Annotated in this window: 10 protein-coding genes and 2 tRNA genes; 2 read left to right on the forward strand and 10 right to left on the reverse strand. The window is 41.6% G+C overall.

The genetic code is table 11. The features are described from left to right. Window positions 1–89: 89 nt before the first annotated feature. Window positions 90–2564, reverse strand: coding sequence for a stage II sporulation protein E (gene spoIIE / locus ACQKFG_RS26285; RefSeq protein WP_192207414.1), 2475 nt, complete (start codon window positions 2562–2564; stop codon window positions 90–92). A gap of 328 nt (window positions 2565–2892) precedes the next feature. Here spoIIE and ACQKFG_RS26290 point away from each other — a divergent pair. Together ACQKFG_RS26290 and ACQKFG_RS26295 are read left to right on the forward strand one after the other, a co-directional pair. Next, window positions 2893–2966, forward strand: a tRNA-Met gene (locus tag ACQKFG_RS26290). Between the two features lie 20 nt (window positions 2967–2986). After that, window positions 2987–3058, forward strand: a tRNA-Glu gene (locus ACQKFG_RS26295). A gap of 164 nt (window positions 3059–3222) precedes the next feature. On the opposite strand, the gene ACQKFG_RS26300 is transcribed toward ACQKFG_RS26295, so the two are convergent. The 9 genes from ACQKFG_RS26300 to mfd all read right to left on the reverse strand — a co-directional run bounded on the left by ACQKFG_RS26300 (window position 3223) and on the right by mfd (window position 13031). Then, a complete protein-coding gene (locus ACQKFG_RS26300) occupies window positions 3223–3678 on the reverse strand; it encodes a S1 domain-containing RNA-binding protein (protein ID WP_061440341.1) in 456 nt (151 codons plus the stop codon). 81 nt (window positions 3679–3759) lie between these two features. Then, window positions 3760–4146, reverse strand: a complete 387-nt coding sequence (locus ACQKFG_RS26305; RefSeq protein ID WP_192207413.1) for an FtsB family cell division protein — start codon at window positions 4144–4146, stop codon at window positions 3760–3762. A gap of 13 nt (window positions 4147–4159) precedes the next feature. Beyond that, on the reverse strand, window positions 4160–4792 hold the full coding sequence (gene yabQ, locus ACQKFG_RS26310) for a spore cortex biosynthesis protein YabQ (protein WP_342614887.1): 633 nt from the start codon (window positions 4790–4792) through the stop codon (window positions 4160–4162). Continuing rightward, window positions 4789–5097 (reverse strand): sporulation protein YabP, encoded by a 309-nt coding sequence (gene yabP, locus ACQKFG_RS26315; protein WP_034316308.1) that lies wholly within the window; start codon window positions 5095–5097, stop codon window positions 4789–4791. The genes yabQ and yabP overlap by 4 nt, the downstream gene beginning before the upstream one ends. A 76-nt stretch (window positions 5098–5173) precedes the next feature. Beyond that, entirely contained in the window at window positions 5174–5437 is a 264-nt protein-coding gene (locus tag ACQKFG_RS26320; protein ID WP_034316386.1) for an RNA-binding S4 domain-containing protein, read from the reverse strand. A gap of 23 nt (window positions 5438–5460) precedes the next feature. Further along, entirely contained in the window at window positions 5461–6933 is a 1473-nt protein-coding gene (gene mazG, locus ACQKFG_RS26325; protein ID WP_342614886.1) for a nucleoside triphosphate pyrophosphohydrolase, read from the reverse strand. Beyond that, window positions 6926–8548, reverse strand: coding sequence for a putative polysaccharide biosynthesis protein (locus ACQKFG_RS26330; RefSeq protein WP_427563969.1), 1623 nt, complete (start codon window positions 8546–8548; stop codon window positions 6926–6928). Before ACQKFG_RS26330 ends, mazG begins: the two co-directional genes overlap by 8 nt. A gap of 221 nt (window positions 8549–8769) precedes the next feature. After that, window positions 8770–9306, reverse strand: coding sequence for a stage V sporulation protein T (gene spoVT, locus ACQKFG_RS26335; RefSeq protein WP_192207409.1), 537 nt, complete (start codon window positions 9304–9306; stop codon window positions 8770–8772). A gap of 188 nt (window positions 9307–9494) precedes the next feature. Next, window positions 9495–13031 (reverse strand): transcription-repair coupling factor, encoded by a 3537-nt coding sequence (gene mfd, locus ACQKFG_RS26340; protein WP_427563971.1) that lies wholly within the window; start codon window positions 13029–13031, stop codon window positions 9495–9497. Between the last annotated feature and the right edge of the window lie 113 nt (window positions 13032–13144).

The following is a 13144-nucleotide window of genomic DNA, read 5'->3' on the forward strand; positions in this document are numbered from 1 at the left end:
AAGAGATTGAAAAGAGTGCAACCCTTACCTTTTATCCGTCTTCCATTTCTCCACCTCATTTTGGTTGTATTTATTTATATAAACGGCCCCTACTGTGCCTTTTTACGTTTTGGAGAAACGGGAATGGACGCCCATTTCGGTGTGTTATGCTTAATTTTCGATGTAACCACTGTCATGTCATCATCTATGATCCCTTTAGTTCGGATGACTTCTTCCAATATTAAATCAGAGATTTCCTGCGGGTCGTCTGTTTCCATTTCCTTGATTTTTCGTTTAAGCCAGAACTCGATATTTTCGACATGTGCGGGGCCATCGAACACTCCATCGCTCATCATGATTAATATGTCCCCTGCCTTCAGCTCTTCTGATACAACATCAACATCGAAATCCTGGATGATTCCCATAGGAAGGTTACTTGATTCGATTTTTATTATCTTATCCCCCCTTTTAATGAAACTCGGTATCGAACAGATTTTTAAAAACTTAGCCCTTGCGTCCTGAAGATCAATCATTGCCAAATCAAGAGTCGAAAATATTTCATCGGTAGTGCGTAGAGATAATACGGAGTTTACGGATTTAATGGCTATTTTTTCTTCTATTCCCGATTGTAAAAATTTTTGTAGCAGCTTCAATGTCTCTGTACTTTCAAAATGGGCCCTTTCCCCATTTCCCATTCCATCACTGATGGCTATCGCGAATTTTCCGCAGCCAATTTCCATGGTCGTATAACTATCTCCTGATACAAGCCCTCCCCCCTTGGCAGCATGAGCCACACCCGTTTCGACCGTGAATTTTTTTGCTGACCTAAATATCACCTCACATTGCCCGTTTGGATATGTTGCACACTCTTCTGAATGAACGACTATCGTTTCCCCTAAAATGTCAGAAAGCATGGGTGCAATCAACTTTTCACATTCCCCTCTGCCCTGGCAGTATGGGACACTCATCTCTATATCAACATTTCCTTGTTCTAGACTGTATATTTCAACATGCCCTATGTGCAGGCCAAAATCCTGGATAGCTTCCAAAATGGATTCTTCATGTACATGATGATTCTTCCTTTCCCTTTGAATTTCTTTCGCAAAATCATCCATTACTGCCGAAACGCCCCTCAGTTGATCCGCCACCAGCTTCCGACTTTCCTTCACCTGCCTTTTTAATTTTTGGTTAGCTTCAAAATAAGTAAGTTCCTGTGCTATCGCCCCAATGACCTGAGGCCCGCGGCTACAATATTTCCCCCATTCTTTCGAAGTTTTTTGGGGGAGCTGACCATTATTTTCACTTAATTGAAGCATAATTTCCTGCATGCCGTCATAGGTTGTATTAAAGTTCTTGGACCAGCATTGTTCCTTCTTAAAACAAAGCTGGCACGTCTTTTCCGTTACATTACTTAAGAAGTAGTCGAATTCTTTCTCATCTTCCTCCAATCTCCCCCTTTCATCCACTTGGGAAAAGCTATTTGAGAGCGCCTCAAATACATGTGAGAATTGCTCCACCCTTTGAGCGGTGACATCCCTCACTTTTCGGGCATACTGCTGCTGTTCATCAGAATTCTCGACTGTTCCCGGTATATGTTTCGCTATTTTGTTGATTATGGATGACGGCGTCAATATAAATAGGGCCACAGCTATAAGTGATTCATAAAGGGTCACCATAATATTATTGGTGCCCTCACCATATAAACCTATCAGTAATGTAGCAATCAAGAGGCCGCTAGCAACCCCTATCTTCCTTCCCTCTTTCAATAAGCCTCCCAGGAGCCCTGAAAATGCGAGAAGGCTCATTTGATAAAGACTTGCAATACTTGCCAAGCTGAATATCAATCCAGTAACTACACCTACAGTGGAGCCTATGGCGGCCCCTCCTGCCAGCCCGAAGAGGAGGACCAGGTATCGCGAGAATATATGGTCGAGTGATAAATCGTAGATCATCCAGCCGATGGTTCCGGTCATCACCGAAGCCAGCAGGATGATGATGCTGACGATTTCCTCCGTCTTTAATGATTGGGACTTTGTCCGAACGGTCAGCATCGGGATGGATTGTATGAAGATTAAGGTTAAAATCATTGCGAGTCCCGCCTCTACCCCTATCATCATTAAGTCATACAGCTGAATCGTTCGAAATACCAGATATTGCTCCGCCAGGTTGACCAGGAATAGTGAAGCAAAGACGTACATCGACATGGTCTTGAATTGTCCTTCCACGGCGGGCTTCTTGATTTTATGAAATAACAGGAGCAGGAACGCCGATGCAAAGATGACTAAACTATTCGAATAGTGAACGGTCAGCCCACCTGCAATCAATCCGAATAAAGCCAGTGGAGCCCTATCACGTCTCATGAGAAAAACAGCTGCGAAAAACGGAAGTCCAAATGGTGCAAGCTGCGAAAGAATTAAAGCCCGTCCTAATAAAAAACCGATAATTGCTAAAGAGATACCTTTTTTTATGAATATGTCTTCCGACTTCATTTGCAGTTGTTGGATCCAATTGATGGCCCCTGCCTTCGCTTCTTTTAATTGAACATCTCCAAGAGGTTCCATCATAGGTCTTTCTACTTTTTCCATTTCAACACCCCATTCGTATTAGTGGTTTTTATTATATAGAGGGCTTATCTATTTTTTTGTCAGAATTTTATAAGCGGATAAAAAAAACGTTCGACGAAATTCTTCTTGAACAATCATTTGTATACAGGTTTTTGTCCCTTTTTTCCCAATACGGAAACAGGCGTTCTTTTTATTTTTGAAGAAAAGCAAAGTTTTTAGGTTATTTTTGCGGAAAATAACACGAATAAATAATCAGGAAATGGAAACCGACAAACTTTATTTTTTTTGTTGACATTTTTTCTTCACGACTGTAAGATATAACTTGTGCTTCAGTAGCACTTACCATTATGGCGGCGTAGCTCAGCTGGCTAGAGCGTACGGTTCATACCCGTGAGGTCGGGGGTTCGATCCCCTCTGCCGCTATCTTTTTTCATGAAAATCACGGCCCGTTGGTCAAGCGGTTAAGACACCGCCCTTTCACGGCGGTAACACGGGTTCGAATCCCGTACGGGTCATCATATATCAAAAGCGCCTCTGTACACTTATATCGGTAAGTGTGCAGAGGCGCTTTTTTATGTCGTTGGTAAATAAAAGAAGACAAGCCAGCAAGCTTGCCTTTATCTACACTATGAATAATTTCACAGGAAAAGTTGCTAAACTATTATTTTCAGCAGCAGTTTTATCCGCGTCTTCCTCCTCGACCTCCCCGTTTCGTTTCGGTGCTACGTTTAAGGGTCGTTAAGCGGTCTTCGCTATCTTTTAAGAATTTAGCCATTTTTTGCTCAAAGTTTTCTTTAGGCTGGAAACTATTACCTTTCGAGCGGAAGTCTTTGGAACGGCTGTCATTCCCTCTTCCTTGGCGCGGACGTGGTGTGTATGCAGGTTTTTGCTCAGCTTCAGGACGGTCTATCGCTTTTTTTATGGACAAGCCGATCTTGCCATCTTTAACGTTGATGACTTTCACCTCAACTGTATCGCCCACTTTTAAATGATCATTGATATCCTTGACATAGTTATCAGCCACTTCACTGATATGGACAAGACCGGTTGAACCTTGAGGTAGCTCTACAAATGCACCAAAATTAGTTATGCCTGTTACTTTACCTTGTAACTTGCTGCCTACTTCGATTGACATAAAAAAAATGTTCCTCCTTAGAAATGTTAAAAAAATCTCTTCACATTATATTATAACGAAAGTAAAAAAACAGTGTCAATATTAGTCACTATCTTCCTTCCCTTTTGGAAGGGTAAAAATGATTTCACCTTTTTCAGATAAGAAATAATCCCGTCTGGCTATTTTCGCTATATAATCGTCGTCATTAAGCTTTACGATTTCTTCTTTAAGAAGGGTCTCGTCTTTTTTCAATTCGGCTAACTTCCCCTTCATTTCTTCCTTTTGTTTAACTTTCTCATCCAGTGCAACATTTTGCGTTATGAGGGTGGAAACAGCAAAAATCAAAAAGACAGCGGCGAAAACTGAGTAAAGGGTTAATCTACGCATTAGACCACGCTTCTTTTTTTCTACGGTTTGTACTTTTTTCTCTTGTTGAGCGACGTAGGGATTTTCCATTTTTGCCACTTTCTTTTTACGCAGGCTACTCATTTTTTATCGCTCCTCATTTCTTTTTATTTCTCCATCCATTTAGCGTTCTAAATATAGAATTCTTGATTTTCAATAAAATCCCTTTTCCTTTATTATAAAACTTCCCGACGTTTTTCGTAACAAAAACCGGCAATAAATTCCATATATAAGTCAGAATCCATTTTACTGGTCTCCAGAATATAGTCAAAATAAAGAGAAGTATTTTTCCCGCCCATTTTAATAATGCCAAAACGAACTTACTTATCCCGATGATGATGGCCAATACAGATACTAATACCCATTTTATCGGTAGAAATATCAGCATGTGAACCGAATTCGTTATAAATCTCGCCAACTTTATCACAAGTATTATCAAAAACTCTAATGAACGTTGATAGAAACCTTTGAAAAGTGCTTGATAAGCTGAAAAACCGCATAATAAGGCCAAAAATAAATAGAGGCGAAACTCCCCCTCATTCACTAAAAACAAAACATAAAAAATAAGGAGACCCTGAATGATCCAGAAAAGGAAGTCATGGATGAATACAACCCACCTTTTCCTTTCTGAACGATTCAGGAACCGGCTATACGTATCCAGGGCAGCTCCAAAGCCACTGCCCATGCCTATCATCGCAAGCAACGTATAAAATTGGATCGTTAAGTTCATTTGAACAACTTGCCAAAGAAGCCTTTAGCTTTCTCCCCTGATTGCTCATCTAAATAAACAAGGTCGAAAATCTTTCCCTTAATCGAAACGATGCCTTTATCAACGTCTAAATTCTTCATTTGCAAGTTTTGGCCCCGGATAGATAAGAAACCCATTGACGTTTCGAGCAGAAATTCTTCATTATCGAAACTTTCAACTTGTTTGACACCGGTAATATCAAGCAAACGGCGGCCTTTCATCGTTACATCATGCTCTTGGGTCGTTCCTTTTGTGTAACCAGCATTCGGATCAATATATTGGCTCATTTTTTCATCCCTCACAGTACCACTGATTTTGTACAAGTGTATGTCCGTAAGAGTGGAATTAGAACCAAGCCTGTTCTTACTCCTCTGCTAGCTTTTCTTCCTTTACGATGGTATACATATCTGCAGCGGCTTCTTTTTTCGTCGTTTCTTGAATTTTATCGACGCGTACCGTAACAAGCTTTTGACCGAACCTTACAGTCAACTCATCGCCATCTTTCACATTCGAACTTGCTTTGGCCTGTTGTCCGTTAATCGTGATTCTCCCTTTATCCGCAACCTCCTTGGCAAGTGTGCGGCGCTTAATCAACCTTGAAACTTTTAGGAATTTATCCAATCTCATCGACATTCAAATCTCTCCCTTAATTAAAGTCCTTTAGTTTTTGCTTCATCCCAATATGAATCCAGTTCTTCCAATGTATAATCCTCAAATTTTTTGTCTGCCCTTTGAATGCACTCTTCTATATATGTAAAACGCTGGTGGAATTTCCGGTTTGCTTTGTAGACGGCTTCTTCCGCTTGTATGTCATAATAACGTGAAATGTTGACAAGCGCAAAAAAGAGGTCGCCCAGCTCTGATTTTATTCTTTCGACATCCCTGTTCGGGCTTAATATTTCCTCTTCCAATTCCTGTACTTCTTCCTTGACCTTTTTCCAGGCTTCGGAAACCTCATCCCAATCAAATCCAACCTTGGCAGCCCTTTTTTGATACTCTTCGGCCCGTAGTAAGTTTGGCAGCGATTTCTCAATACCATCCAGTATGGATTTCGGAGTTTTTGTTTCGCTCCCTTTTTCATCTTCTTTGATTTTCTGCCAGTTCACTAATACATCTTCCTCACCGTTCACTTTAACATCTCCGAATACATGAGGGTGGCGTCGAATCATTTTTGCCGTAATGCCTTCAATCACATCATCTATCGTGAACATGCCCTCATCTTCACCAATTTGTGAATGAAGCATCACCTGAAGAAGGACATCCCCAAGTTCACCAATCATGCCCTCGTCGTCCTCTTCATCGATGGAATCAATCAGCTCATATGCCTCTTCTATTAGATATTTCTTCAAGCTTTCATGAGTTTGTTTCTTATCCCAAGGACATCCGTCAGGACCTCTAAGTTCTGAAATGACCTGCCGCAGCTTAGAGAACTCCCTATATCGTAAAGCTTCTTCGCTAACAGGCGGGACATAAACACTCGTCAAGTTACTTAACTCCATCTGACGGTCGAGTTCGAAGAGGGCGCATTTTGTCACTTTTTCCTGACTGCTTCCTGCCGCTGTAACAATATATACCTCGTAATCATCCGGTAGCTTTTCCATTAAGGTCAGCTTCACATTGGATGCACTGAATGCGTCATACACCTGTCCGATTATCATATGCTGGGCAATGTGCAAATCATCTGGTGAAAGAGCTGTTCCATCCAATAGCTGAAACCCTTCAATCGGATCGATTCTAACAGCCTGAAACAAGGGATCAAGGAAACTTTGCCCGCCTTCCAACTTAATGGCTATTCCAAGAGCCGGACCCTTTTCAAGCAAAAGCTGCACCGTTTTTTCCGCAACCATGGGATGCCCCGGAACTGCGTATAGAACGGAACGGTTTGAAGCCTCTTGTAATAATGTTCCGGCAATTTCTTCATATACAGCTTCAAATTGGTCGTGCTTTTCATATATCCCGTCAAACGCCGTGAAATTTATCCCTTCCTTTTTCAAATCCCCGATTACCGGATGATCGATCGTTCTGACGAAACATTGTTCCGTTTGAATCAATTTTTTATAAATACCTAGCGGAAGCTGATCTAAATCCCCTGCACCAAGGCCTATTATCGTAATCTCATTCATGATTTCGCATACTCCTATTCGTTATTATAAATCGTTTAAGCTTCGAACCTGCAGGTATAAGTGAAAGTTCTTCTTCACCAAATAAGCCTGCATGAATGGCCGTCATCACAAAAACGGCCGCACCGATCCCTACACCGATCAAAGCTTGGATCGTAGCTAACAAGCGGCTCTCGCCTGATAACATCAATTCGAATAAACTATTGAATAAAACAACCGCCGTACCCATGTAAACCGTACTCTTCAAAATTATTAACACGTGCCTCTTTTCAATTAATGGCTTTTTGATCTGTACCCTCAATACCACATAAAATAATACAGACATGATCATAAACGCAAGCACTGTTGCCGAGGCTGCTCCCGCGATCTTGTAATGGGGCACTAGAACAAGGTTCAAAGCCCACTTGCTGCCAACCCCCACAATCGTGATGATCACCGGCACGAACGAATGGCCTAAACTTTGAATCACTGCCGCTTCTGCCATTATGAGGGATGTGAATAAGATCGATAAAGAGAAAATTGCTAAAGTAATCGTCCCTTTGTTATCCGTGAACAGCATATGGTTGACAGGCTTCATCGTCACCACCAGCCCAATCGCAGCAGCAAGTCCTATCGTCGCACTTACTCGAAGCGCCAATTTGATCTTATTCAATAATTCATGCTCACTTTTCCTCTGAACGAATCCGGATATTACAGGTACAAGCGCCAATGCAAAAGAATTGGCTACGACTGTACCTAGCTGAAGCAACGGCTGTCCTCGATCATATACCCCTTTCCATTCTTTTGCTTCCCTTTCCCCCATTCCCGTTTCCCTCAGTAAGGAATACAGGTGCAATGAATCGACAAACTGAAACAAGATAAGGATCAAGCCAGTTATGCAAAAGGCAAGCCCTTGAAAAATCAGGGCTTTGGAGATTTTGATGAAATTTACAGGTTTGATTCTCATTCGTAAAAAAAGCTTCCATTCTTCTCTTAAAATAACGAAAGCAATAAGCAGTACCAGGCCAGTTATGCCGCCGGTGATCGAACCGAGGACCGCCCCCTTGCCGACCACATAATGAGAATAGCCCTGAGAAACGAATATTGTTGAAAGAACCAGAATCGTCAACACACGGATGCATTGTTCAGCGACCTGCGAACTTGCCGTAGGCAGCATGTCGTTTATGCCTTGAAAATAGCCTCTTAACACAGATGAAATCGGCATTAATAAATAGGAGTAGGCAACGATTCTCAGCAGACCGGCTAAATGCGGATCCTTCATCCACCCTGCAATCCAATCAGCTCCAAGGAATAGTGCAGCAAACATCATGACTCCTATCGAACTTAAGACGACGAATGAAGTCACTAAAATGTCCTTGACCGCAAAGTTATGTTTGGAGGAGTCCCGTTCTGCAATAAGTTTAGATATGACTACCGGAAAGCCGAGTGTTGATAATGTAAAAGCAACACCGTAGAAGGGATAAACCTGTTGATAGATATAAAACCCGATGTCACCCGCAATGTTCTGATATGGTATGCGATAGGCCGCGCTCAATACTTTTACGATAATCGCCGCTGCGCTCAAAATCAGCGCTCCCCGGAAAAGTTCATTTGATGTTTTAAAAGGCTTTTCAGCCATTATTTTTCCCCTTTTCACTCATATGTGGTAGTTATTATAGCATAATTCCAATGGTTATTTTTAATTCCAGCGCATACTGTTAATTAGTTTCCATATTCACCTTGAAGAATAATCTCAGCCTCTTTATGTTTGCCCCCATCGGGTTAACCTTTTAGAAAGAGCAAAAAGGACAGCGCGATTGCTGCCCTTCCACCTTAAAAATTATAATGGCATGTCCATGGTTACTGTTCCATTTGTCTAGCTAGGAAACTTGCTGCTGTTTCAACCGATTTCTGTTCCACTTCACCAATGGTACTATCTTTAGAGAAAATCAAGACGGCACCAATCGGGTCGCCACTCGCAATGATCGGAGCTGCCGTATAAGATTGGACATCTTCATCATTGGAATCAACGAATGAAATTTGTCCGTTTGGAGACTCCAGGACAGGATTTCTTTCTTCCATGATTTTTTCCACCAGGTCACTAACACTTTTATTTAAGTATTCTTTTTTGGAGCCGCCTGCCACTGCAATGTAAGTATCCCTGTCACAAATCATAACTGGGTTTCCAAGGCTATCATAAAGTGCTTCTGCATATTCCCTTGCAAAATCGCCTAATTCACTGATAGGAGAGTATTTCTTTAGGATGACTTCTCCATCCCTATCCACAAATATTTCCAGTGGATCTCCTTCACGAATACGGAGGGTCCTGCGAATTTCTTTCGGGATGACGACTCTTCCTAAATCATCAATTCGGCGAACGATACCAGTTGCTTTCATCTAATGTTGCCTCACTTTCATCTAATTGATTTGATAAATCCTCATTTTGTAGCAAAATCATCACCAGCTATTGTACTTAGTATTTTTCTAATGGTAAGTTCTATGCACTTTGAAAAAATTTTTCTTCTTGTTGCATTTTTTTACCATGGTACCTAAAAAAATTTCTTCAAGAGGACTATCATTCAATTTTAGTTTTTAGTGGCTTGCGTCTCTTTTTTTACATACTGTAAACCCTTGGTCATCTCAAATAAGATATTAAGCCATTTGCTTTGTTCTACACCTTTTATGTGCAGGACCAGTTTCATTCGATTGCCGTCCATGCCAAAGCCCACCATTCGGCCATACTTCGATCCCAGCTCGAACACCTTTTGTCCATCCACATCGCTGCTGACCTTTTCCCTAAGGAGAATGCTGATTTCCTGCTTTAATTGTTTAATGCTTTCAATTCCGGCCTTTTCAGCATATACCTTCATCTCAGCAATCATGAATAAATAGGAAACTTCTTCTGGGTATTCTCCGAAACGATCGATCATTTCATCCTGTAATTCTTCCACTTCTTCAAGCGACGCAATCCCTCTGAACCTTTTATACATTTCTATTTTCTGATGTCCATCCATTATGTAGGCATCAGGGATATAAGCATCCACCTCAACGTCAATTTCCAGGGTGTTCTTTTCTTCGGCTGGTTGGTCATTACGTTTCGCATCTACAGCTTCTTTCAACATTTGTGAATAAAGATCAAAACCAACTGAATCGATGAAGCCATGTTGTTGAGCCCCTAGAATGTTTCCAGCTCCCCTGATGGATAAATCACGCATCGCGATTTTGAACCCTGAACCCAATTCTGTAAATTCCTTAATGGATTGAAGACGTTTTTCTGCCACTTCCGTCAACACTTTATCTTTCCTATAAGTGAAGAATGCATATGCCACCCGGTTGGATCGCCCTACACGTCCACGCAGCTGATAGAGCTGTGAAAGTCCCATTCTATCCGCTTCATTCACTATGAGCGTATTGACATTCGGGATATCGACACCCGTCTCTATAATGGTTGTACTTACCAAAACATCATATTCGCCTTCTAAAAAGCTGAACATGACGGCTTCCAGTTCTTGCTCTGTCATTTGCCCATGAGCATAGGTGACACGGGCATCGGGCACCAGCATGGAAATTTCTTCTGCTTTTCTTGCTATATCCTCTACCCGATTGTAAAGGAAATAAACCTGCCCCCCCCTTGCCAATTCCCGTTCTATGGCTTCCGTTACCAACGAGCCATTATACTCCATGACATAAGTTTGGATCGGGAACCGGTTCTCAGGCGGTGTTTCGATTACGGATAAATCCCTCACGCCCAACATGGACATATGAAGGGTCCTCGGAATCGGCGTCGCAGTCAAAGTCAGTACATCCACATTCGTTTTTAACCGTTTGATCTTTTCCTTATGTGTAACGCCAAAACGCTGTTCTTCATCAATGATAAGCAATCCCAAATCGCGGTACACGATATCCTTGGATAAAATCCTATGCGTTCCAACGACAATATCCACCGTGCCGGCCTTCAATCCTTTAATCGTCTCCGTTTGCTGTTTTTTAGTCCGGAAACGGCTCATATGACCGATCGAAATGGGATAATCCTGAAAACGCTCCCTTAATGTTTCATAATGCTGCTGGGCGAGGATTGTGGTCGGAACAAGAAATGCAACCTGTTTGCCATCCATTATGGCTTTAAAAGCAGCCCGGATCGCCACCTCTGTCTTCCCATATCCAACATCGCCGCATAATAAACGATCCATCGGCCGTTCACGTTCCATATCCTTTTTGATTTCGACTATGGAACGTAATTGATCTTCCGTTTCGTTATAAGCGAATGATGTTTCGAATTCTCTCTGCATATCACCATCAGGTGAAAAGGCATAGCCCTTTGCGGCTTCCCTTTCTGCGTATAATTTGATTAAATCATCGGCAATGTTCTCAACGGATGATTGAACCTTACTTTTGACACGTTTCCATTCCGTTCCGCCTAGCTTATAAAGCTTCGGTTCTTTTCCTTCAGAACCGACATATTTTTGGACAAGATCAATTTGGTCGACAGGAACATACAATTTGTCATCCGCTTGATAACGAATATTCAGGTAATCTTTATGGACCCCATTTATCGTAAGGGTTTCAATTCCCAAGTATTTACCGATACCGTGGTTAACATGAACGACATAGTCACCGATCTTCAGTTCGGAATAACTCTTGATTCGCTCCGCATTCGATAGTTTTTGTCTCCGTATTGATTTTTTTGACTTCTTATTAAACAATTCCGTTTCCGTAATGATACTGAACTTTTGCATAGGTAATTCAAAGCCGCTATTTAGACTGCCGCGTAAAATCTGTACTTTACCTGGAAGAATGCTGTCCGCATTAAACAGTTCTGCAGCCTCTATATCATAATCGGCTAAAACCGAATGCAGCTTTTTTACCCGTTCTTCATCCTGTCCAAGTATGACGACTGTATATTTCCCTTTTTTCCAACGTTCCAATTCAGCTTTGAACACATTCATCTGTCCATGGAAATTTTGCATTTGTTTACTGGAAAAATTCAGGATATTCTGAGGATTCGTATGCGGTACATGCCGTAAAAACAAAGAAAGGTATACAAACGGCCTGCTGGATTTCATGATTAATTCCTGCATCGGATGAGCCAATTTGATGTCATGGATAATTTGTCCCTGACTTAAAAGATCCGTGTACCACCCAGCCTCTTCTTTTTCCAAAGAATCATTGATTTCCTGGATTCTACTGATTTCATCCAAGAAAACCAAACCATTTACCGGTAAATAATCTATTAAACTAGCTGGATCTTCATACGCTAAACTTAAGTATTTAAAGATTTTGTCGGGTATATTCCCCATTTTCAGCTGTTCAAGTTCATAACTGATCGTTTGAACCAGCTGTTCCTTGGTTTTCTCGTCTTTAAGTTTCTTCAAGCTTTTACTTAATCCGCTCTCGAGCCTTGTTATGATTCTTTCGATATGCTCCGTCTCTAGCAAAGCCTCACTGACGGGACCAATCGTCACTTTCTTGAGTTTCTCGATGGATCGCTGATCTTCGCTTGAAAAGGTCCTTATTGAATCTATTTCGGTATCGAATAATTCAATTCGTATTGGATTGGGTTCGGTGATCGGATAAATATCGATTATACCGCCCCTGATACTGAATTCACCTGGAGAAGCAACCATTTCAGACCGGTTATAACCCATGGCAATGAATTTACTAAGCGTTGGTTCAAGCTCGATGTCTTCCCCTAAAGTAAAGATAAGCTGATGTCTCTTCCAAATATCCTTCGGAGGAAGCACGCGACGCACCCCGGGAATTGGCGCAATGACGATCCCTTTCTTTCCCTCCGCCCAAAAGTTCAATGCCTCTACACGTTGGGCCCTTAATTCCGGGCTGGCAACACTCAAATCAGCCGCAATCAATTCATTGGCTGGATATATATATAATTCTTCCTCGGGAATGAAACTGGATAAGTCCTCATGGAATTTTTGTGCTTGCAATAAATTATGGGTAACCAATAAAATGGGCCTATTCGTCTTTTCATATACGGAAGCCAGCAATAGAGACCTCGAGGAACCTGTGAGACCAGAGACGATCTGCTCCTTAAGTCCTTCATCGATGCCGGCTATTAACGAATGAACATCATCTTGTTTGGAGAACAAGTTCTGCAATCCATTCATTTTCTTTCCCCCTCCTCTCTTTAACGTGCGAAAAACATTTGTAATCCTTTTATTTGAACTTGGCCATTTCACCAAGCGTCCTCTTTATTAACGGCAATTTTATGTGCCCTGGT

This window comes from Peribacillus sp. NPDC076916, assembly GCF_050269675.1.
GTDB lineage: Bacteria > Bacillota > Bacilli > Bacillales > DSM-1321 > Peribacillus > Peribacillus aracenensis.